The organism is Streptomyces sp. NPDC058864, from assembly GCF_042742985.1.
Lineage (GTDB): Bacteria > Actinomycetota > Actinomycetes > Streptomycetales > Streptomycetaceae > Actinacidiphila.
In genome coordinates this window covers 1-22045 of the sequence record NZ_JBHYMQ010000100.1, presented here as the reverse complement: position 1 = coordinate 22045, position 22045 = coordinate 1, and the positions used below count along the sequence as shown (strand labels likewise).

The following is a 22045-nucleotide window of genomic DNA, read 5'->3' as shown; positions in this document are numbered from 1 at the left end:
GGGGGCTGGTGGGGCGGGCCGGTCGGCCCCCCCCGGGCGTGGGGGTGGGGGGCCGGCCCTCCCGGCCCCCCCCCCGGGGGCCCCCCCCCCCCCGCCCGGGGGGGCACCCCGGGCGCCTGGTTCAATGGCCGCGGAGGTGATGGACCATGGTGTCCACGGACCGGCTGCTCGCGTTCGCGGCGATGTCCCTGCTCGTCATCGTGATCCCGGGGCCCAGCGTGCTCTTCGTCATCGGCCGCGCCCTGGCGCACGGCCGGCGCACCGCCCTCGCGTCGGTGGTGGGCAACTTCATCGGCTCCTACCTGCTGGTGGTGGCCGTGGCGTTCGGTCTGGGCTCGCTCTTCGAGCGGTCCCTGACGCTCTTCCTCGTGGTGAAACTGGCCGGGGCCGCCTATCTGGTGTTCCTCGGCGTGAAGGCGTTCCGGCACCGCAGGGAACTGACGGTGGGCGCGATGGAGGGCTCGGACCGGCCGGTCCGCGGCGACCTGCGGACCGTCGCGGACGGCCTGGCGGTCGGCGTCACCAACCCCAAGGGCATCGTCTTCTTCGCCGCCGTGCTCCCCCAGTTCGTGGACCACTCCGCCGGGGCGCTGCCCGCGCAGATGCTGCTCCTGGGCCTCGTCCCCATCGGCATCGGCCTCGTCAGCGACACCCTCTGGGGTCTGACCGCCTCCGCCGCCCGCGTGTGGCTGGGCCGCTCCGACCGCCGGCTCTCGGCCATCGGCGGCGCCGGCGGGCTGGCGATGATCGGCCTCGGCGTGACGGTGGCCGCGACGGGTCGCGCGGACTGACGGTCCGGCCGTCGGCACGCTCGGATGTGGCTCCGACCTGCCGCACCGGGTGCCCGAGCGCCTCACCGAGGGCGGCCGGTTCGTCGTCGCCGAACCCGTCGCGTGCGGGGTTCCACACGGCGATCTCGAAGCGCGCGGACCCGCACGGCCAGTCGTCGTGCAGTGCGTCCGGCGCCGTGGCGCCGCCGCAGCACGGGACGTCGACCGCCACGGTCCCGAAGCCCTCGTCGGCGTGCGCTTCCAGCAGGTCGGCCCACCACTGCGTGTCGACGGAGCCGCCCCACAACGGGCAGCCGATGCGACCAGGTTGTTCCCGCGCTCGACCGGCATGATGGTGTCGTACCGGCTGACCTCGATCGGGACGTCGGCGCCGCCGGGATCCCCGGGTTCCAGTGAGGCGACCAGGGCGGCGGCACGCTCCGCCGCGTGACGGCCCGGCTGCCACCGGGGGTCGGTCGGTATGACCGACAGGACGTCTTCGCTCACGGTCGTCGCTTCCCGTTTCCCGGCGCACGGGACCGGACGGGGGAACCGCCGAACTCTGTCGCGCACCCCCGGCACAACCGCGTTGCCCCGGTCCTCCTCCGTGCACGAGAATCCGGCCCCATGACCTCCGCGATGCGCCACATCACGATCGACTGCGCCGACGCCCACCGTCTGGCGAGCTTCTGGTCCCTGGTCCTGGACCGCCCGCTCCACGAGGACGACGAACCCGGTGACGAGGAGGTCCTGATCGAGGTCGACGGCGGACCCGGTCTCCTCTTCGTGACCGTTCCGGACCCCAAGACCGTCAAGAACCGGGTGCACCTGGACGTCCAGCCCCAGGACCGCACCCGGGACGAGGAGGTCGAGCGCCTCCTGCTGCTCGGCGCGACGCAGGTCGACGACCGCCGCCGCCCGGACGGCACGGGCTGGGTCGTGCTCGCCGACCCGGAGGGCAACGAGTTCTGCGTGGAGCGCAGCGCGGCAGAGCGCGCGGGCTGAGCCGCCCGGCGTTTCGGCCATCGTCTCCTCGGGCGGAGTGCCGGTGCGCCAAGGGCCGGTGTGCGGCGCATGCGCCGCACACCGGGCGCGGCAACGCCCGCAGGACGGCCGAAAGCGGCACGGTCGCCGGGCCCCTCCAGCTCGTTGGATCCGGTGGAACGGCCACTGCCCGGCCCGCCCGTCGCGCCACCAGACAGGAGTGATCCCTTGGCCTACGTGAGCCGGACGGCATGGGACGAGCACTACGCCGCGGGACGGGACTTCCGCGGGCTCACTCCATCGGAACGCGAGCTGCTCGCCGAGCACGTTCCGGCCGGGAACGGGTCCCGGGCGCTGGACGTGGGCTGCGGCACCGGCGAGTTGGCCCTGCACCTGGCGGAACTCGGCTACGTGGTGGACGGCGTCGACTTCGCCGGGAGCGCTCTGGAGAGGGCCGGAGCGCGGGGTCATGCCTCGGAGGGCGTGCGCTGGTTGTGCGGCGACGTCGAACACGAAGTCCCCGCGGAGCTGGACGAAGCCGGCTACGACCTCGTCACGCTGCGCCTGGTGGTCGCGGTGCTCCGTGATCGCACCTGCGTACTGCGCCGTCTCGCTGCCCGGCTCCGGCCCGGGGGTGCGCTGGTGGTGATCACGCCCTTGGCCGCGAACACCCCCGCCGAGCGCAGGAGCATCGCCCTCGACGAGGACGAGATCGGCGTCCTCGTCGACGGCTGGGCCTCGGTCGACCGCTTCGACGCCGAGGGACTCGGCGTGCTCGTCCTGCGCGGTCCCCGCCCGGCGTTCACGGCCGTGGAGAAGGCGGGCGAACCTGACGCGGCAGCGGTCGCCGGTGCGTGCGTGGTCGTCACGGACGGCTTCGGCCGCGTGCTCCTGGGCCGTTCCACCGAGGGCATGTGGGAGCTGCCCGGTGGCCGCGTCGAACCCGGGGAGACCTTCCCGGAGACCGCGGTACGGGAACTGGCCGAGGAGACCGGCCTGTCCTGCAGGGCGCAGGACGCCCATCTGCTGGCCGTCCTCCACGACGACCGCGGCCGCGTGCGCCGCCTCTCCGCCGTCGTCCGTGCCAGCGCCTGGGCCGGCGAACCCACGGTGCGCGAGCCGGACCGCTTCCTCCGGTGGGAGTGGCACGATCTGCACGACCTCACCGCGCTCGGACCGGTCTTCGCGCCGTCCGCGCAGGCCCTCGGCACCGTGTGGCCCGGTGTCGTCCCGGACCAGCCGTCCGTGACGACCTACGAGACGGCCGACCGGCAACCCCCGGTCGAGGGCGAACCGGCCCCGGCGGCGCGGTTGCGGGCCGTCATGGCCGAGAACGTGATCCGTCGCGGCTGGGCTCCCTCCCCCGCGGTCCAGGAGGCCTTGCGGAGCGTGCCGCGGCACAGGTACGTCCCCGAGAGCCCGCCTGCCACCGCGTACGACCACGATCTCGCCGTCGTCACCCGGCGCACGACGTCCGGTGAGTCCGTCAGCTCCGTGTCCGCGCCGTGGCTGCAGGCCGACATGATCGAGAAGATGCGTCTGGAGCCGGGCATGACGGTGTTCGAGGCCGGATCCGGGGGGTACAACGCGGAACTCGTCGCCCACGTCGTCGGCCCTGCCGGCCGCGTCGTCACGGTCGACCTGGACCCGTACGTGGTCCGTCGCACCAGGCGTCTCACAGCGGAGGCCGGGAGCGGCCGCGTCACCGCGCTCCTCGGGGACGGCGGGGACGGGGCGCCGGGTCACGTCCCGCGCGGCGGTTTCGACGCCGGCGTGATCACCTACCGGACCTGGGACGTCTCGCCCGAATGGGGCCGTCAACTCGCCGACGGGCGATACCTCGTCCTGCCCCTGGAGATCCACGGCTACACCCGGGCCATCGCCTTCCGGAAGGACGGTGAGGTGCTGCGCTCGAGCGGATGGACCCACTGCGGTTTCGTCCGCGACCGCGGGACCACGGCGCGAGCCGTTCCGGTGGTCCGGCCGGCCGGCACCGAACTGCAGTTGTGCTTCGCGGACGGCACCCCACCGGACACGGCCGGAGTCGAGGACGCACTGCGCGGCGGACGTCACGAGTGGAGGACCGGCGTGACGGTGGCGGCCCAGGAGTCCCTGGAGACCCTTGAGCTGTTCGCCGCGACCACGCTGGCCGGCTTCTGCCGCCTGACGCGCAACGGTTCACGGCATCCGGGGACGGTGGACCTTCCCAAGAGCGGGAACGCCGCAGCCGTGGTGGCCGGCGGTTCCCTCGCCCATCTCACGTACGCCGGCCTGCCGGGTGGGCCGGGGGCCGGGGGCCGGGGAGCGCCGTGTGGAGCTCGTCGTCCACGCCTACGGCCCGGCCGGGCCCCTGCCGGCCGGGCGCCTGGTCGAGTGCGTCCGTGCCTGGGACCGGTACGTCCGCGGCACCGGGTACCCACCTCTGTCGGTCCATGCCGCGGGCACCCCGGACCACGAACTCCCGGCGGGGCAGGTGCTCGACAAGGTCTTCAGCCGCCTGGTCTTCCAGTGGCCCGGCCCCGCGGCGTTCGTCTGATCACACCGTGCTCACCGCGCCGCGCGAGCCCGCGAACCGGTCGTGGTCGTCGAGGACTTCGGCGATGACGTACCGGTTGACCTCGGCGCGGGCGGGGTCGGTGGTGAGGGAGTCGGCGAGCACCAGCAGGGACTTCCACAGGGCCCAGCCGCGGGCGCGGGCCCAGGTGGCGGCGTCCTGGCGGACCGTGCGGCGGAACGTCTCGCGGCTGTCGCCGGAGAACATGGTCCAGGCGATGACCAGGTCGCAGGCGGGGTCGCCCACGCCGGAGGTGCCGAAGTCGATGACGGCACTGAGTTCGCCGCCGTGGACGAGGAGGTTGCCGGAGGCGATGTCGCCGTGGAACCAGACCGGCCTGCCGCGCCATTCGGCGGCGAGGGCGGCGTCCCAGACGGCGCGGGCGCGGGCGGTGTCGACGTGGCCTTCGAGGAGGTCCAGGCAGCGGCGGGTGTCCTCGTCGTAGTGGGCGGGCGCCGCACCCCGGTACCAGCTGTGCCGCCCGGCGGCCGGGCCGCCGGTGGGGTCGCAGCCCTGGAGGGCGAGGAGGAACTCGCCCACGTCACCGGCGAACCGGGCGAGGTCCGCGATGCGTTCGGGGGCGGCCGTCGCGCCGGGCAGCCAGCCGCGTACGGACCACGGGAAGGGGTAGCCCTCGCCCGGGGCGCCCATGCCGAGCACGGACGGGACGGCGACGGGGAGCGAGGGCGCCAGCCGGGGCAGCCACGCGTTCTCCTTGGCGACCGCGGGGACGTAGCCCTCGGCGGTGGGCAGACGGACCGTCATGGCGTGCCCGAGGCGGTACGTGCGGTTGTCCCAGCCGTCGGCCTCCACCGGGGTGACGGGCAGGTGGCCCCACTGCGGGAACTGCGCCGCGAGCAGGCGCGTGACCAGTGAGGCGTCGATCCCGGCGCGGCCGTCGGGCGGGGTGGTGAGCATCCGGCGATGATCACCCGGCGTGTCGGCCGGGGGCAACGGATTATCGGGATGTGGGGCGCCGACGGGCCGGGAGGGGGTGGCCCGGCCCGCCGGCGGAGCGGAGTGTGGTCCGCTACGGGGTGATGGTCCAGTTCTCGATGTAGCCGGTGTCGAGCGCGACGGCGTCTCGGACCCTGAGCTTCCAGGTGCCGTCGATCGTCTCGGCGGAGGCGTCGACCGTGAAGGTCTGGTCGACGTCGTCGGCCGACCCGCCGCTCTTGTTGAGCAGCGAGTACGTGCCGCCGCTGGGCCCGACGAGGTCGACAACGAGGTCGCCGCGCCAGGTGTGGACGATCTTCACGTGGACCTGGGTGACGGCGGAGGCGTGGCCGCCGCGGCCGGTCACGGTGATCGGCGACTCGACGGCCGCCCCGGCGTCGGGGATGTCGACGCGGGTGCTGTTGCCGTAGACGTGGGCGACCGTCCAGGTGAAGCCGGTGGAGGCCGTGTCGCCGGTGCTGTCGGTGACGGTGACGGTGACCTCGTGCGTGCCGGTGGAGTTCGGGGTGCCGGAGATCAGGCCCGTGTCGCGGTCGAGGCTCACGCCGTAGGGCAGGCCGGTGGCCTCGTACTCCAGGGTGGCGCCGGTGTTGCTGGTGGTCGCCTCGATCTGCAGGGACACCGTCTGGCCGATGCCGCTGATCTGGTCGCCGGGCGGAATGAGGTCGATGCCGTCGACGATGCGCCGGCCGACGTTGACGGCCGCCCAGGTGTTGGCGACGGTGACGTACGCCGGACTGGAGGCGCCGAAGAGGTCGGCCGCGGCCTGGAGGGTGGAGGTGCGGGCCCCCGCGTAGTCGGTGGTCGAGGTCATGTACGTGGTCAGCGCGCGGTACCAGATCGCGGCGGCGTTGGCGGCGCCGATGCCGGGCACGGGGACGCCGTCGTAGGTCGGGCTGTCGTAGTCCACGCCGCCCACGGTCTTCGGGCCGCTGCCCTCGGCGAGCAGGTAGAAGAAGTGGTTGGCCGGGCCCGACGAGTAGTGGACGTCGACGCCGCCGAGCGAGGACGACCAGTAGTCGTGGGAGTCGCCGTCCTTGGAGGGCTTGTCCATGTAGCGCAGCGGGGTGCCGTCGCCGTTGATGTCGATCTCTTCGCCGATGAGGTAGTCGGGGGTGTCGGCCGCGAGGTTCGCGTGGAACTCCACCATGGTGCCGAAGATGTCGGAGGTGGCCTCGTTCAGGCCGCCCGACTCCCCGCTGTAGTTGAGGTCGGCGGTGGCGCTGGTGACGCCGTGGCTCATCTCGTGCCCGGCCACGTCGACGGCGGTGAGCGGGTGGGTGTTGCCCGATCCGTCGCCGTAGGTCATGCAGCGGCAGGTGTCGCTCCAGTAGGCGTTGACGTAGTTGCTGCCGTAGTGGGTGCGGCTGTAGCGCCCGTCGCCGTCGTTGTATATGCCGTTCCGGCCGAAGGTGTCCTGGTAGTAGTCCCAGGTGGCGCCGGCGCCGAAGTGCGCGTCCACGCCGGCGGACTGGCGGTTGGCGACGGTGCCGTCGCCCCAGACGTCGTCGGCGTCGGTGAAGAGGGTGCCGGTGCCGGAGGTCGTCGTGTTGTTGAGGTCGGTGGTGTAGTGGCCGCCGCGGGTGCCGTCCCGCAGTTCGTAGCCGCTGCCGGACTGCGTGGTGCCGAGGGGCACGGTGCCGACGAACGCCCCGGTGCCGGTGCCGGTCTTGACGCCTTCGGAGCGGGACAGTTCCTTGCCGCTGCGGGCGTCGGTGACGACGTGCAGTTCACTGGGGGTGCCGTCGGCCTGGGTAGCGGTGACCACGGTCTCCCAGGCCAGCGAGGGCCGGCCGGTCTCCGCCCAGACGACCAGGCGCGGATCTCCGGCGGCACGGGGCGTGCCCTTCTCGCGCGCGGTCGCGGCGAGGGCCTTCTTCTCGGCCGCGGCTGCCGTGACCGCGGGGTGCGTGCCGGGCACGGACAGGGGCGCGTCGGTGGCCCGGTCCTCTGTGAGGCGGCCGCCGGCGCGGTGGACGACGAGGTCGCCGCCGAGCACGGGCAGTCCCGCGTAGGTGCGTTCGTACCGCGTGTGCACGGTGCCGTCGGCGTCCTTGACGACGTCCTTGACGACGAGCTTCTCCTTCTGCCCCAGGCGCAGCGTCCTGGCGGTCGTGGGCGCCGCGGAGGCCGCCTCGCGGATCAGGAACGCTCGGGCGGACGGGGAGAGGCGCGCGGGGAGCGCGCCGGTGTGGGGGGATGCGACGATCGTTGTCGTGCCCCGCTCCGGGCCGGTGGCGATCGCGGTTCCCGACGGAAGCGCCGCGCCGAGCAGTGCGGCGGCGCCCGTCAGGGCGACGGCTGTGGCCCGGGTGTGACGGGGCAGGGTGCGTAAGAAGGACAAGGGGGTTCTCCTCCTGCGATGGTCGGCTGACGGTGGCCGTGCGGTCCCGCGGGCGGGGTGGGCCGGGCGGGGCGGGGTTCGCAGTGCGGGGACGGCGCTGTCCGTGCGCGGGTGCGTGCACAGCGTGACATCGGGCGGTTGCTCTTGTCATGGCAGCAACAAATCTTGTCCGAAATCGATCAGCGTTCCCGCCGCGTACCGGACATCACCGGCGGGACGCCACAGCGGCAGGCCGGTCGACGCCGGTCTGCCGCGAGACCCGCCCCCCGGAGGTACGCGGTTGGGAGGCGCCGGTGGGTGGGTGGTGCGGGTTCGTCTTGCTCCCTTCGGTCGCAAAGATGCGGGCTGCGGATGGAGAGGTGGGGGCGCGCCTCTCCTCGGCAGTGTGCGGGTGGGTGCGTGGCGGGTGTTCAGGCGCCGGAGCGGAGCGCTTTTCCGGTGGCGTGGGTCTCGTGGCCGTCCCCGCGTAGAGATGGCCGGTTGCCACGCCTACTCCTGGTGGTGGGCGCGCCCGCCGTAACCGGCGTCTGCGGCTGCTTCGGGGTGCTGTTGAGCCGTTGACGGAACATCGGGCTCGCTTTCGCCGATATGTCGGCGGAACAGAGCCCGATCTCGGAAATCGACCCACCGAACCCGTTTGTCCTATCCCGGCGAAGATGCACCGGTCTCACCGAAGATTGACGACTGAGCTGTTCGTCTCATCGAAGTTTCACCTGACACAGCTGCTGGCTGCGGCTTCCAGGAGCGTGGGTGGCAGGTGTTGTGCGTGTCCGAAGCGGTATTTGCGACGACGGGGCGCGGCCCCGCGAGTGCGGCACCCGGGTACCGCATAAGCTCGGCAGATGGCGAAGTACTTCGACGTGCACCCCGAGAACCCCCAGCCGCGCAGCATCTCCCAGGTCGCCGACGCGGTGCGGTCGGGAGGACTCATCGCATACCCCACCGACTCCTGTTACGCGCTGGGCTGCCGGCTGGGCAGCAGGGACGGCATGGACCGGATCCGTTCGATCCGCCACCTCGACGACCGGCACCACTTCACGCTGATGTGCCGGGACTTCGCGCAGCTGGGCCAGTTCGTGCAGGTGGACAACGACGTGTTCCGGGCCGTGAAGGCGTCCACGCCCGGCAGCTACACCTTCATCCTCCCGGCCACCCGTGAGGTGCCGCGCAAGCTGCTGCACCCGAAGAAGAAGACCGTGGGTGTGCGCATCCCGGACCATGTGGTCACCCAGGCGCTGCTGGCCGAAATGGGCGAGCCGCTGCTGTCCAGCACGCTGCTGCTGCCGGGCGAGGAGGAGCCGATGACCCAGGGCTGGGAGATCAAGGATCGCCTCGATCACGTGGTGGACGCCGTGGTCGACTCCGGGGACTGCGGCACCGAGCCGACGACGGTGGTCGACTTCTCCGGCGGCGTGGCAGAGATCGTACGGCGGGGCGCGGGAGACACCTCGCGGTTCGAGTGAGGCCGCGAGGCCCCGAGCCCCCACCCTCCCATCCGCAGCCCGCCGCTTTGCGACCGAAGGGAGCGAGACGGCGGGACAGCCGACCACCGGCATCCCCCGCGCCGGCCTTCGGACCCGGCATGACGGGTGCCCCTACGACCGCCGCGCGGCCGTGCGCACGATCGACGCCCGGCATCGGTCCGCTCGACGACCGACGGTCCACGCCGAGGGGGCGCGACAGCCACGCCGGAGTCGGCCCCGTCGGCATGGACCGCGGCGGCCATCGGTCCGGCCCTCAGGTGGCCGTGGCGGCCGCGGCCGCACGCCCGGCCTGGCGGCCGGAGAAGAGGCAGCCGCCGAGGAACGTGCCCTCCAGGGAGCGGTAGCCGTGGACGCCCCCGCCCCCGAAGCCGGCGACCTCACCGGCGGCGTACAGCCCCGGCACGGGCACCCCGTCCGCGTCCAGGACCCTGCCGGACAGATCGGTCTGGAGACCGCCCAGCGTCTTGCGGGTGAGGATGTTCAGGCGCACCGCGATCAGCGGTCCCGCGGCCGGGTCCATGATCTTGTGGGCCGAGGCGGTGCGGCTGAGGAAGTCGCCGGGGTAGGCGAGGGCGTTGCGGATCCCCATCACCTGGACGTCCTTGGTGTACGGGTTGTCGATCTCGCGGTCCCGGGCGTCGATCTGCCGCTTGAGGTCGGCCAGGTCGATGAGGTCCTCGCCGGTGAGCCTGTTCATCCCGGCCACGAGCGCGGGCAGCGACGAGGAGACCACGAAGTCGGCGCCGTTCTTCTTGAACCGCTCGATGGGCTCGGGGGTCTGCCACAGACGGGACAGGGTGAGCGGGATGTCCTTGTTGGTGAGGTCCGGGTTCTGCTCGGATCCGGAGAGGGCGAACTCCTTCGCCAGGATCTTCTGGGTGGTCACGAACCAGGAGTAGTCGTATCCGGTGCCGGTGATCGCCTTGAGCGTGCTGAGGGTGTCGTACCCGGGGAGGTCGGGGGCGGAGAAGCGCCTGCCGGTGGCGTCCAGCCAGAGCGAGGAGGGACCGGGGAGGATGCGGATGCCGTGCTTGGCCCAGATCGGGGCGTAGTTCTGCAGGCCCTCGGTGTAGTGCCACATCCGGTCCGGGTTGACGATCCGCCCGCCGGCCCGTTCGGTGATGGCGAGCATCCGGCCGTCGACGTGCTCGGGCACCCCGGAGATCATGTTCACCGGCGGTGTGCCGAGCCGGGCCGGCCAGTTCTGCCGCACCAGGTCGTGGTTGGCGCCGATGCCGCCCGAGGTCACGATCACGATCGGGGCCCGCAGCTCGAACTCTCCGACGACGGCCCGCGAACTGCGGTTGCCCCGTGGGGCGTTGCTCGGCTCCAGGACGGCGCCGCGGACCCCGGTCACGGCGCCGCCGGTGCGCACGAGTTCGTCGACGCGGTGCCGGAACCGGAAGCCGACCAGCCCCCTGGCCACCGCGGCCCGCACCCGCTTCTCGAAGGGCTCCACGACGGCCGGGCCCGTCCCCCAGGTGACGTGGAAACGGGGCACCGAGTTGCCGTGCCCGTCCGCGAGCCCGCCGCCGCGCTCGGCCCAGCCGACGATCGGGAACCAGCGCACGCCCAGCTGGTGGAGCCAGGACCGCTTCTCCCCCGCGGCGAAGTCCACGTAGGACTCGGCCCACTTGCGGGCCCAGTGGTCCTGTCCGCGGGGGTCGGCGACGTCGCGGTCGAAGCCGGCCGCCCCCTGCCAGTCCTGCCACGCGAGCTCGCGGGAGTCCTTGATGCCCATCAGCCGCTGCTCGGCGGAGTCCACGAGGAAGAGCCCGCCGAAGGACCAGAACGCCTGGCCACCGAGATTGGTCTCCGGCTCCTGGTCGAGCAGGAGCACCTTGCGCCCCTTGTCGGCCAGTTCGGCCGTCGCGACCAGGCCCGCCAGACCGTGTCCGACGACTATCACGTCGGCGTCCTGGGAGGCCGCGGCGTGGGCCGGGACCGCCTGCGCGAGGGCGGTGGCACCGGCGAGCACACCTCCCGCCGCCGCGAGGACGCGGCGCCGGGTGGGCGGGGCGGGGTCTGTCACTGTCTCCATGGCGTGCCTTCCGGAGGATGCGGGGGGATGCACGAAGGGTGTTGCCCGGATGACCTTGCTGTTACCTTCGGTAGCCGACAGGTAATCAGGTGGTCATGACAATCCGGTAGTGGCCCGCCGCCAACGCGCCCGCATCGGGTTGTCGCCCGGCCACAGCGTTCGGTCGCGGAAGGGGCGAGGCTCTTGACGGTCACCCACCAGCCCGAGCCCGTCGCCGGGATCCTGCGGGACATGGCCGGCGACGCCGACGTACGGGGCCAGCTCGTCCACGCCGCCCGGACCCACTCCCCCGACGTCGCGCGGCTCGGCGAGGCGGAGACCCGGCGGCACGTCACCGCCATCGTCGCCGCGGCCGGCCCGTGGCTCGGCACCTTCGGCCGCGTGGACGGGCAGGACTTCGCCGCCGCCCTGCTGCTCGGCACCGACCGGGCCGAACAGGGCGTCCCCATCACGTCGGTGCTCCACGGCGTCCAGGCGGCCCTCACCCGCACGGTGGAGATCGCGGTCCAACGCAGCAGGTCGGCCGGGGTGCCCGACGGCACGCTGCTCTCGGCGGTGCTGCGGCTCAAGGAGTACGGCGACGCCGTCGAACGACACGTGATCAACGGCTACCGCACGGCCGAGCAGGAACTGCCGCCCGCGTCCGGCGGCCTGCGGGCGAGGCTGCTGCGCCGGCTCCTGACGGGCGGCACGCCGCCGGCGGCCGGGGACCTGGCGCGGGCGGGGCTCCGGCCCCGCGCGCCCTACCACTGCCTCGCCGCGGACGGCCTCGACGCCGCCGGCGCCCGCCGCCTCACGGACCGGATCACCGCGCTGCGCGGGATCGCCGGACGGGTCGAGGGCCGGCCGGCGGGTCTGCTGCCGCGGATGCCGGGAAGCGGGGAGCTCGGGCCGGAGGCGGCGGGCGGGCTGGTCGTCCTCTCCCCCGCCGTTCCGCTGGACCAACTGCCCTCCGTTCATCGGCTCTGCGTCCGTGCGCTGACCGCCGGCGGCCGGCGCGGGGTGCGCGGGCTGCGGGAGCTGACGGACTTCGCCGGCGCGATCGCCACCGCGGAGCAACCTCTGCTGGGCTCGTTCCTGGCCGGCAGGCTGCTGGGAGCCCTCGATCCGTCGGACGCCTTCCATCGCCAACTCGCCCTCACCGCAGTGGCGTTCCTTGAGCACGGGCGGCGCCTTGACCAGACGGCGGCGGCGCTGTTCACCCACCCCAACACCGTGCGCTACCGGCTCGGCCGGCTCCGGCAGATCACCGGCGAGCCGCCCGCGGACGCCGTGTCCGGGCCGTTGGACGCGCTCCACTGGTGGTGGGCCCTGACGACGTGGCTGGGGCCGGACCGGGAAGCGCCCCTCAGGGAGTAGCCGGGGGTGCTCCCTCCGCCGGGTCGGCGGGCGGCTTCCGGTAGCGCGTCAGCAAGTGCCGGGTCGCCACCTCACCGGCGAGGATGCCGAGCAGACCGGCGAGCGAGACCCACGGCGGGGCCGGCGCCAGGACGCCCATCAGCCAGTACAGGACACCCGCCAGGGCTCCCACGGAGAAGGCGAGGAGACACCGGGAGAGCAGGGTCCTCACATCAACCACCCCGGCACGGAGTATCCGACCAGGATGCCGGCCAGACCGACGAGGCAGACGAACGGCGGCGCGGGGGACGGCACCCTGAGCAGGCCGTACATGATGCCGACGACCAGGCCGGCTCCGAAGGACGCGGCGTAGTCCACGTCGGCCCCCTTTCCTTTTTGTCCTGTATGCGAATTTGCCCCCTTTTCTAGCAGTACGAATGGCGCCGGGCGGCGCAGCGCGACGCCGCGGCGACCGCGGCGAGCCGCTCGTGCTCCGGCGCACGGCCGGGCGGCGCCCTGGGCCGCGCCACTCGGCGTCGGCGAACAACTCCCGCACATGAGAACGGGACTGACGGGCCCAAACCCACCTGACGGCACGGCGGACGTGGCGAAGATCACCGTGCACGCCCGGCCACCGGCCACGGGTTTTGGGGCAAGGATGCGACCACCCCCACCGGGGCAGTCCCAACCGTTGGCGGGCCGACCCCGGCCCCACGGAACAGCCAGGGAATCCCTTGAGATCATCACCCAGACGCTGGGGCGTGTTCGCCGCCGCCGGCGCCGCCCTCCTGTCGATGGCGCAACCCGCCGCCGTCACAGCCGCCCACGCCGCCGCGCCCGCGAGCACCGGATCCGACGCCACGACGGCGCGGAACAACGTGCCCCCGGGTGTCCACACCGTCACCCTGATCACCGGTGACATCGTTATCACCCGGCAGTCCGGAGCATCCGGAGGCACCGTCGAGGTGCGCGGCGCCGACGGGGCCAAGACCCGCGCGCACATCATGGAGTCGCGCGGCGACCTCTACGTCTATCCCGAATCGGCCCTCCCCTACGTGGCGGCGGGCACGCTGGACCGGCGCCTGTTCAACATCAGCAGGCTCGTCGCGGACGGCTACGACGACGCGCACCGCGACGACCTGCCGCTGATCGTCTCCTACGACACCGCCGGCGCGGGCCTGCGCGCCACGACGCCCCGGGGCGCCACCCGGGTCAGGGACCTCAGCAGCGTCCAGGGTGCCGCCCTCACCGAGGACCGGGACCGGTCCGCCGACTTCTGGCACTCCGTCACCTCCGCTTCCGGGGCCGGAGCGCGGGCCGCCAAGACCGCCTCCGGCACCGCCCCCTCCTTCGGCTCGGGCATCGCCCGCATCTGGCTCGACGGCAAGGTCGAGGCCGATCTGGCCGACACCACCGCCCAGATCGGCGCCCCGCAGGCCTGGTCGGCCGGCGACACGGGCGAGGGCGTCGACGTCGCCGTCCTCGACACCGGCGTCGACACCGGGCACCCCGACCTGACGGGCAGGATCGCGGAAGCGCACAGCTTCGTCCCGGACCAGGACGTGACGGACCGCAACGGCCACGGCACCCACGTCGCCTCGACCATCGCCGGCACCGGGGCCGCCTCGGACGGCAGGGAGAAGGGCGTCGCCCCCGGCGCGGACCTGCACATCGGCAAGGTGCTGGCCGACTCGGGCTCCGGCCAGGACTCCTGGGTGCTGGCCGGCATGGAGTGGGCCGCCGTGGACCAGGACGCGGACATCGTGAGCATGAGCCTGGGCTCCGAGAACCCGTCCGACGGCACGGACCCCCTCAGCGCAGCGGTCGACCGCCTGAGCGCGCAGACCGGGGCGCTGTTCGTCATCGCCGCGGGCAACATGGGTACGCCCGGCAGCATCGGCGGACCGGGCGCGGCGGACGCCGCCCTGACCGTGGGAGCCGTTGACGCCTCCGACGACGTCGCCTGGTTCTCCAGCCAGGGGCCGCGGGTCGGCGACGGCGGCCTCAAGCCGGAGATCACCGCCCCCGGCGTGGACGTCCTGGCCGCCCGCTCGCAGTACGCGCCGGAGGGCGAGGGCAGTTACCAGACGCTCAGCGGCACCTCGATGGCCACCCCGCACGTCGCGGGCGCCGCGGCGCTGCTCGCGGCCGCACGACCCGGGCTGACCGGCTCCCAGTTGAAGGACCTGCTGGTGAGCAGCTCGAAGCGGACCCCGCAGTACGACGCGTTCCAGGCGGGCAGCGGCCGGGTGGACGTCCCGTCGGCGCTGGGTGCCGAGGTGTTCGCCTCGTCGACCGCGTTCACCGGCCAGGCCGAGGCGGGCGGCGGCACGGCCGTGGTCCGTCGCCCGGTCACGTACACCAACACCGGTGGCTCCGCGGTGACCCTCGCCCTGTCCGTCGACGCCCCGAACGCCCCCGCGGGGCTGTTCACGCTGTCCGCGTCCCAGGTCGTGGTGCCCGCGCACGGCACCGCCGAGGTGACCGTCGCCATCGACGGTTCGAAGGCGACGGGCAACGGCCGCTGGTCCGGCCAGGTCGTCGCCGCCGACACGGCGGGGAGGACGGTCACCCACACGGCGGTGTCGCTGGGCGACGCCGCCCACAAGCTGACCATGGTCCTCAAGGACGGCGACGGCAAGCCCATGTCCGGAGTCGTCGAGGTGCTGCGTTCCGGTGACTTCGACCCGGCGTTCTACCTCGTCGACCAGACCGGGCGGCTGGAGACCTGGGTCCCGGACGACGTCTACTCGGTGCTGTCCTTCAAGGACGTGCGCGGGGTGCACGGCCCGCATTCGATGGGCATGGCACTGCTCGGCGACCCCGAGGTCGTCATGGACCGCGACCGGACGGTGAACCTCGACGCGACGAAGCTCAAGCGTGTCGACATGACGACACCGCAGCCCACCGAGGCCACCTACCAGCGCCTGGAGTACAACCGCGCGATGGGCGGCGGCAGCTGGCGCGACTACATGGAGACCCAGACCAGCTACGACAGCCTCTGGGCCCAGCCCACCACGCACAAGGTCACCCACGGCGACTTCCACCTCGGCGCCCGCTGGCGCAAGGAGCAGCCCGCGCTGTCCGTGACGACCGGCGGCGACGAGTTCACGGACGTCCTGCGGCAGGAGGACGTCACCGCGCTCCCCCAGGGCACGTACTCGTTCCCCCTGGTGGCCGCCGGCGACGGCGCGAGCGCGGACTACGCCGGGCTGAACGCGAGCGGCAAGGCCGTGGTCGTGCGCCGCAACGCGGCCGTGGGCGACGCCGAGCAGGCCGCGGCGGCGGTCGCGGCGGGCGCCAGGCTCCTGCTCGTCGTGAACGACCAGCCGGGACGTCAGCTGCGGAGCTACACCGAGGACCCCTTCACGCCCGCCCGGATCGACGTCGCGCTGCTGAGCACCGACGAGGGCGAGCGGCTCATGCGCCGGGCGCCGGCACGGGGCGCCGTGCTGAAGGTCGGCTCGCAGCCGGTCAGCCCGTACGTCTACGACCTGATGTGGACGTGGCACAACGAGATCCCCGGCAGCCTCGTCGTCAAGGGCGGCACGAAGAACCTGGCCCGGGTCGACGTCACCTTCGACAGCCCCGACCCGGCCCGGGGCGGCGGCGAGTTCCGCTTCGACTGGCCCGTGTACTCCAACTGGGGCATCGGCCTGACGATGCGGGAGCCGGTCAACTCCCGGCGGGTCGACTGGGTCTCCACCGGGCCCGGGTACTCCTGGGGCCAGGAGGCGTACGTCGACGGCCTCATCTACGAGGTCGAGCCGCGCACCACCTACCGGGCGGGCAGCCGGCACACCCAGGAGTGGTTCAAGCCCGTCGAGCGGCCGTACCTCAACAACAACTACAAGCTGCCGACGCGCAGCGGGAGCTGGCTGGCCTTCGACATCCCCGCCTGGGGCGGCGCGGACCACGTCGGCATGTCGATGGACTACCAGCGCACGCAGCAGACGCTCACGCTCTTCCAGGGCAGCACGCGCCTGGGGCAGAGCACGACCAACACCAGCATGGGGGGCACCGCCCCCGCCACGGGCCGGCTGCCCTACCGCCTGGTGCTGGACGCGAGCCGTGACGCGTCGGTGAGCCCCTACTCCTCCGCCACGCACACCGAGTGGGAGTTCACGTCCAAGGCGCCGTCGGCCGACGACGCCGCGGTCCTGCCGCTGCCGCAGCTCGACTACGGCATCGCCACGGACGAGGAGGGCAGGGCCGCCCGCAGCGACGCGCTGTCGGTGACGGCGGCGCACCTGCCGGGCGCGGTGGGCGCCGGCTCCCTCTCGGCCGTCTCCCTGGAGGTGTCCTACGACGACGGACGCACCTGGCGGAAGACCGCCTGCGGGCACGACGGCCGCTTCAAGCTGTCCGCCCCGAAGCAGGCCCGGTTCGTCTCGCTGCGTGCGCGTGCGCACGACTCCGCGGGCAACGCGGTCACCCAGACCGTGATCCGGGCCTTCGGCCTCCGCTGACGCACGACGTCGCGTTCACACAGGTGCGGGCGGGCCGTCCACGGCCCGCCCGCACCGCCGGGTTCCCGCGGTTGGGCCGGCGCCGACCGACGCGGCCGGGTGCCGGCGAACCGATGCACCAGCCGCGCACGTGACTCCGCCCGGCCCCATGACCACCGGCTCGCATCAGCCGGCAGCGCATCGCGCTCCCACCGGTGCCGCAGTGGGACGTCAAGCCGCCCGGTTCCGCTCGCCTTCGGGGCGAGGTGCAGGAACGACCATGTCGAGCACGCCCACGGCCGCAAGGACATGACCGTCCCCACCCCGCCGGTCTCCCGCGCACCACCAGGACAGGTGCCCGTTCGCATCCCGCAGGTGCATGCCCAGGCCGTGTTCGGGGCACAGCGGCCACGCCCGCCACAGACACTCGGTGACGGTGTCCTGCGCGGCTTCGGCGACGGTTGCCAGCACGGAGGCGGGCTCGTCGGTCGAGTCCGTAAGCAAGTAAGTGCCGTGCCACTCGCCGTTGTCCATGGCGACGTACACGTGCTCCGGTTGGTCCGGATCGATCATCAGCCAGAGGGGTTTCTGCTGGGGCAGGGTCACCGCCAGGTCCCGGTTGAGAAGAGCGAGAGCCCGGTCCCACCACGGGTACTCTCCCGGTGAGACACGGCGTGGCCCGGGATGGCCGGAGAAGGTGCGCATGCATGGATTCTCCACCACGCGGAGACGGCTCCGATCGCACCGCCCTGACGGGTCACAGGAACCCTCTCCGGCGCCGAGGCGGCGGCTTGTTCAGCCGGAGGCCGGCTTCGCGTCGGCCAAGCGGTTGAGCCAGTCGGTCAACAGGGCCTTCTCCGCCGCGCTCAGGGCCGAGGTGTCGCGCCGGGCGAGCGCGGCGCGGAGCGCCATGGCCGTGGTCGCGGTGTCGTCGTGCTCCTCCTGCCGCAGATGCGTGGGGTGTGCGGCGGCAGGTGCGGTGATCGAGGCGATCACCAGGTCGCGGGTCGCGTCCGCGGTTTCGAGGTCCCTCGACTCGGCCGGGGTGCTGATCATCGTGAGGATCGTCCCCACCCCCGCGGCGTGCAGGACGGCCGTGGCGCGCTCGACGCTCATGCGGAGCCTTCCGGCCGCTGCGACTCGCGCGATCATGCGCTGCAGCTCCGTCACCGCCCGCCGGCCTGCGGGCGGCAGCCGGCCGGGGCGGGCCCGCGCGTAGACCAGGGTGTAGTACGCCGGCTGTCCCAGCCCGAAGCGGATCTGCAGGTCCCATGCCGCCCGCAGGTCCTCCACCGGGTCTCCGGTCCCGGGCAGCAGGCTCTTGTGCCGCAGGTACGTCTCGAATCCGTGCTCGCCGACCGCCTCGAGCAGGCCCTCCTTGTCGCCGAAGAGCCGGAAGATCGTGGGATGCGGGACCTCCGCGCGCAGGGCGATGGCGCGCGTCGACAGGGCGTCGAGGCCCTCCTCCTCCAACAGCGCGGCGGCGGCCAGGACGACGCGATCCCGGAGGGTGGCCCGGGCCGGTTCGGTACCAGTGTCAGCGACCATGAACCAAAGGTACCAATGCCGACGTACCACTGATTCGAACCAGTGGTACGCTCAAATGCGAACCATCGGTCCGAGCAGGGACGGAAGACATGGATCCTCAGAAGACGGCCTTCGATGTGATCGTCGTCGGCGGCGGCACGGCCGGTTGCGTCCTGGCGGCGCGGTTGTCGGAGGACCCGGACGTCCAGGTCCTCCTCCTGGAGGCCGGTACGTCGACGTCACGTCTGCCCGACGCCGTGGCGAACCCGCCGGCGTGGCCTTCGCTCATGACCACGGCCGCGAACTGGGGCGACAGGACCGTGACGCAGACCGCTTCGGGCGCGCCCGTCGCGCTGCCCCGCGGCCGCGGCCTGGGCGGTTCCTCGGCCATCAACGCCATGGTGTTCGCCCGCGGACACCGGTCCGGCTACGACAGTTGGGGTGACCACGGCGCCAAGGGCTGGGCCTTCGAGGACCTGCTGCCCTACTTCCGGCGCTCCGAGACGGCCACCAGCGGCGCCCCCGGCCGCGGCACCGACGGACCCCTGACCGTCGGTCCGGCGGCCGAGCCCAACGACATCCTGCTGGCCTGCCTCGCCGGCGCGGTCGAAACCGGGCACCGCCGGGCCCTGGACATCAGCGGCGGCCTGGAGGAAGGCTTCGCCCCCGTCGACCTCAACGTCGTCGCCGGGCGCCGCCAGACCGCCGCCGACGCCTACCTGACCCCTGCACTCGACCGGCCCAACCTCCATGTCGTCACGGAGGCGCTCGCCCACCGACTGCTGTTCACCGGCGACCGCTGCACCGCGGTCGAGTACGGCGCCGGCGACCGCACCCACATCGCGACGGCCGGGCGCGAGGTGGTCCTCACCGCGGGAACGATCGGCTCCGCCCAGCTGCTCCTGCGCTCCGGCATCGGCCCCGCGAGCGACCTCGAGCAGGCGCAGATCGACGTCTTCCACGCGCTGCCCGGAGTGGGCCGCAACCTTCACGACCACCCGCGGGCCAACCTCGTCCACCGAGCACGACGCCCGGTTCCCGTTCCACGGGGCAACCACGGGGAGATCCTGGGTCTCCTGCGCAGCACGCCGGAGCTGGACGGGCCGGACCTCCAGCTGATCTTCATCGACATCCCGCTCCCCAATCCGGTCGCCCCCGTGGACAACGGCTTCACCATCGGCGTCTCGCCGATGCGGCCGGTCAGCCGCGGCAGCCTGCGGATCACCTCGGACGACCCCTACGCGGCGCCCGTGCTGGATCCCGACTACTTCGCCGAGGAACAGGACGTGCGTGCCGTCCTGTCCGGGATCCGTACGGCACGGCAGATCGCCCGTTCGTCATCGCTGGCCGAGTGGGGCGTCGAGGAGGTGAGCCCTGGCCTCGACGTCGTGAACGACCAGCCGCTCGGCGAGTTCGCCAAGAAGTACTTCGGCTCCTACTGCCATCCGGTCGGCACCTGCGCCATGGGCGAGGACGAGGCATCCGTGGTGGACTCCGAACTCCGAGTCCGTGGGCTACGGGGATTGCGCGTGGCCGACGGTTCCGTCATCCCGTCGATCCCGTCGAACAACACCAACGCCACGGTCTGCGCCATCGCGGAACGAGCGGCCGACCTCATGCGCCGCCCCTGACCCGACCGCCTCCGACGGCAGCGGCCGCGGGACACCCCAGGTCCCGGAAGGTTCGGCACATGCGTATCGGCACGGGTGGAAAGTCCGCGAAATCGCGGCACACTCTCGACGGCCCCGCCTCATGACCCGCCTTGCAGATGCCACCCGCGGTTTGTGCTGCGAGTCGCCCGCCCGGCCCGGGTGTTCCGGCTTCCGGGAACTCGGCAATGACGTGAACATCTGCTTGCACATGACAGGTGTGCCGCGCGGCCGGCGGCGCCTGCTCATTGCGCCCCGCACCGCACCGGTCGCACGTACGGCCCGCCACAGAGAAACCCAGGGAAGGCACACGCTGCCGTTCCCCGCCGAGGAGAATGTGTGGAAATCCCGCCCGTGAGCGTGTACGACAGGATCGTCAGGCCGGACGCACCCGAGCAGTCCCCCGTGCTGTTCGACACGGCGTGCGTGCTGGGTGGCAGTGTGGCCGGCCTGCTCGCCGCCCGGGTCCTGGCCGACCACGCCCGGACCGTGGTGATCGTCGAGCGCGACACGACGAGTGCGGAGGGTCGCCGTCGTACGGGCGTTCCGCGCGACCGGCGGATGCACGGGCTGCAGCCTGCCGGGCCGGCGCAGGTGGAGCGGTGGCTGCCGGGTCTCATGCGGGAGGCGCAGGAGTCGGGCGGTGTGCTGCTGGGGTCCGACCGTGCGACCACGTACGTCGACGGTCAGGAGCAACTGCGCACCGGGAGCACGGAGTTCCTCTTCTGTACCCGGCCCTTCCTCGAGTCGCGCATCCGCAGCCGGGTGCTGGCGCTGCCGAACGTGGAGAGCCTTCCCGCGCGGGCGACGGGTCTGGACTTCGACGACGTCGACGGGGTGACCGCCGTGCGGTACGTCATGGACGGTGCCGCCGGGACCCTGCCCGTCGAGTTCGTGGTGGACGCGATGGGGCGTTCCAGCACGATGCCGGACTGGGTCGAGCAGGCCGGCTTCGACAGGCCGCGGCTGCAGCGCATGCCCACCGGGGTCCGCTACGCGACCGCGCTCTTCGAGCGCACCGGCCGGCATGTGCGGGAGCCGTTCTTCACCGGCGCGCGGTTCACCCTGCCGCCGGGGCCGGAGGGTCTGGCCGCGGCTCTGGTCAAGCCCGTCGAGGGCGACCAGTGGCTGGTGGGGCTGACGACCTGCGCGGAGGGCCGTTCCCCCCGGTCGGTCGAGGAGTTCCGTGCGCTGTGCGAGAAGCTGCCGTACCCCTTCGGGGAGGTGACCGGTGGGACCGTGACCCGGGACGTCCGGAACTTCCACCAATCCGACCGCCGGCGGCGTGACTTCACCGGGCTGTCGCGCTTCCCCATCGGCCTGGTCGGCGTCGGTGAAGCGGTGGTGTCCCTGAACGCCACCGATGCGCAGGACACGACGTCGGCCGCCCTCCACGCCTCCTGCCTGTCGGAGTACCTCAACGGTCAGGCCGACCTCGGCGCGCCCGCCACCGAGTTCTTCGCCCTGCAGGAAGTGGCGGTCGACGCGGTGTGGGCGGTCTCCGCCGGCTCGGACGCCGCCCTCCGCGGCGCCGTCGAGCGGAACGAGGTGCCCGAGGACGTGCAGAACCAGCGTGCGGCCATGGCCCGGCTCGCGCACGCCTCGCTCACCGACGAGACCTGCACCGCCGTCTTCGACGGCCTGGCCCACCCGTTCTCCCTGGCCGACCCCGCCCTCCTGGAGCGCGCCCTCGCCGTCGATGCGCGGAGGGGCGCGAGTTCCTGAACGGCGGCACGGCGAGCCCACGGAACCGCTGCGGCGACATCCACGACGCGACGACGCGCCGACCTGTGTCCCCGGTGCTGCCCTCGGCCGCACCGGCGGTGCCCTTCGTCCATCGCCCGGACAGGCACTGGGATGCGGAGACGCCGCGGCCCCCCCCGCCCACGGCCCCCCGGGGCCCGCGGGGGAGGGGGCACGCCGCGCCGGCGGCGACCAGCCCGCCGAGC

The 22045-nt window shown here is 72.9% G+C and carries 15 protein-coding genes; 8 read left to right on the top strand and 7 right to left on the bottom strand.

Annotated features, from left to right (window positions below; all coding sequences use genetic code 11):
* The first annotated feature begins 146 nt into the window (after positions 1 to 146).
* The 3 genes from ACFW3D_RS39140 (at position 147) to ACFW3D_RS39130 (ending at position 4358) form a co-directional block, all read left to right on the top strand.
* The gene (locus tag ACFW3D_RS39140; RefSeq protein ID WP_500512907.1) at positions 147 to 791 is read left to right on the top strand and encodes a LysE family translocator; all 645 of its coding nucleotides are present in this window, start codon (positions 147 to 149) and stop codon (positions 789 to 791) included.
* Positions 792 to 1397: 606 nt separating this feature from the next.
* The gene (locus tag ACFW3D_RS39135) at positions 1398 to 1775 is read left to right on the top strand and encodes a VOC family protein (protein WP_500512905.1); all 378 of its coding nucleotides are present in this window, start codon (positions 1398 to 1400) and stop codon (positions 1773 to 1775) included.
* A 216-nt stretch (positions 1776 to 1991) separates the two neighbouring features.
* Entirely contained in the window at positions 1992 to 4358 is a 2367-nt protein-coding gene (locus tag ACFW3D_RS39130) for an NUDIX domain-containing protein (RefSeq protein ID WP_500512909.1), read from the top strand.
* Here ACFW3D_RS39130 and ACFW3D_RS39125 read toward each other — a convergent pair.
* A complete protein-coding gene (locus ACFW3D_RS39125) occupies positions 4291 to 5226 on the bottom strand; it encodes an aminoglycoside phosphotransferase family protein (RefSeq protein ID WP_500512903.1) in 936 nt (311 codons plus the stop codon). The genes ACFW3D_RS39130 and ACFW3D_RS39125 overlap by 68 nt on opposite strands.
* Positions 5227 to 5338: 112 nt before the next feature.
* Positions 5339 to 7609, bottom strand: a complete 2271-nt coding sequence (locus ACFW3D_RS39120; RefSeq protein WP_500512901.1) for a M4 family metallopeptidase — start codon at positions 7607 to 7609, stop codon at positions 5339 to 5341.
* An 842-nt stretch (positions 7610 to 8451) separates the two neighbouring features.
* Here ACFW3D_RS39120 and ACFW3D_RS39115 point away from each other — a divergent pair.
* Entirely contained in the window at positions 8452 to 9072 is a 621-nt protein-coding gene (locus ACFW3D_RS39115; protein ID WP_500512899.1) for an L-threonylcarbamoyladenylate synthase, read from the top strand.
* 274 nt (positions 9073 to 9346) lie between these two features.
* On the opposite strand, the gene ACFW3D_RS39110 is transcribed toward ACFW3D_RS39115, so the two are convergent.
* Positions 9347 to 11134 carry an FAD-binding dehydrogenase gene (locus ACFW3D_RS39110; protein ID WP_500512897.1) on the bottom strand — a complete coding sequence of 596 codons (1788 nt, stop codon included), beginning with the start codon at positions 11132 to 11134 and terminating at the stop codon, positions 9347 to 9349.
* 183 nt (positions 11135 to 11317) lie between these two features.
* Here ACFW3D_RS39110 and ACFW3D_RS39105 point away from each other — a divergent pair, with 183 nt between their 5' ends.
* On the top strand, positions 11318 to 12493 hold the full coding sequence (locus ACFW3D_RS39105) for a helix-turn-helix domain-containing protein (RefSeq protein WP_500512895.1): 1176 nt from the start codon (positions 11318 to 11320) through the stop codon (positions 12491 to 12493).
* Here the strand turns inward: ACFW3D_RS39105 and ACFW3D_RS39100 are convergent.
* Both ACFW3D_RS39100 and ACFW3D_RS39095 read right to left on the bottom strand, forming a co-directional pair.
* Complete coding sequence (locus tag ACFW3D_RS39100; RefSeq protein WP_326570842.1) at positions 12483 to 12704, bottom strand: DUF1427 family protein; 222 nt, start codon at positions 12702 to 12704, stop codon at positions 12483 to 12485. The two genes, ACFW3D_RS39105 and ACFW3D_RS39100, sit on opposite strands and share 11 nt — an antisense overlap.
* Positions 12701 to 12850, bottom strand: a complete 150-nt coding sequence (locus tag ACFW3D_RS39095; RefSeq protein ID WP_500512893.1) for a DUF1427 family protein — start codon at positions 12848 to 12850, stop codon at positions 12701 to 12703. The genes ACFW3D_RS39100 and ACFW3D_RS39095 overlap by 4 nt, the downstream gene beginning before the upstream one ends.
* Before the next feature lie 356 nt (positions 12851 to 13206).
* Here ACFW3D_RS39095 and ACFW3D_RS39090 point away from each other — a divergent pair, with 356 nt between their 5' ends.
* Positions 13207 to 16941: a S8 family serine peptidase gene (locus ACFW3D_RS39090; RefSeq protein WP_500512891.1), complete on the top strand. Its 3735-nt coding sequence runs from the start codon at positions 13207 to 13209 to the stop codon at positions 16939 to 16941.
* 210 nt (positions 16942 to 17151) lie between these two features.
* On the opposite strand, the gene ACFW3D_RS39085 is transcribed toward ACFW3D_RS39090, so the two are convergent.
* A complete protein-coding gene (locus ACFW3D_RS39085) occupies positions 17152 to 17625 on the bottom strand; it encodes a hypothetical protein (RefSeq protein WP_500512889.1) in 474 nt (157 codons plus the stop codon).
* 90 nt (positions 17626 to 17715) lie between these two features.
* Complete coding sequence (locus ACFW3D_RS39080; RefSeq protein WP_500512887.1) at positions 17716 to 18468, bottom strand: TetR/AcrR family transcriptional regulator; 753 nt, start codon at positions 18466 to 18468, stop codon at positions 17716 to 17718.
* Between the two features lie 89 nt (positions 18469 to 18557).
* Here ACFW3D_RS39080 and ACFW3D_RS39075 point away from each other — a divergent pair, with 89 nt between their 5' ends.
* Complete coding sequence (locus ACFW3D_RS39075) at positions 18558 to 20078, top strand: GMC family oxidoreductase (RefSeq protein WP_500512885.1); 1521 nt, start codon at positions 18558 to 18560, stop codon at positions 20076 to 20078.
* Positions 20079 to 20435: 357 nt separating this feature from the next.
* Positions 20436 to 21821: an FAD-dependent oxidoreductase gene (locus ACFW3D_RS39070; protein ID WP_500512883.1), complete on the top strand. Its 1386-nt coding sequence runs from the start codon at positions 20436 to 20438 to the stop codon at positions 21819 to 21821.
* The last annotated feature ends 224 nt before the right edge of the window (positions 21822 to 22045 follow it).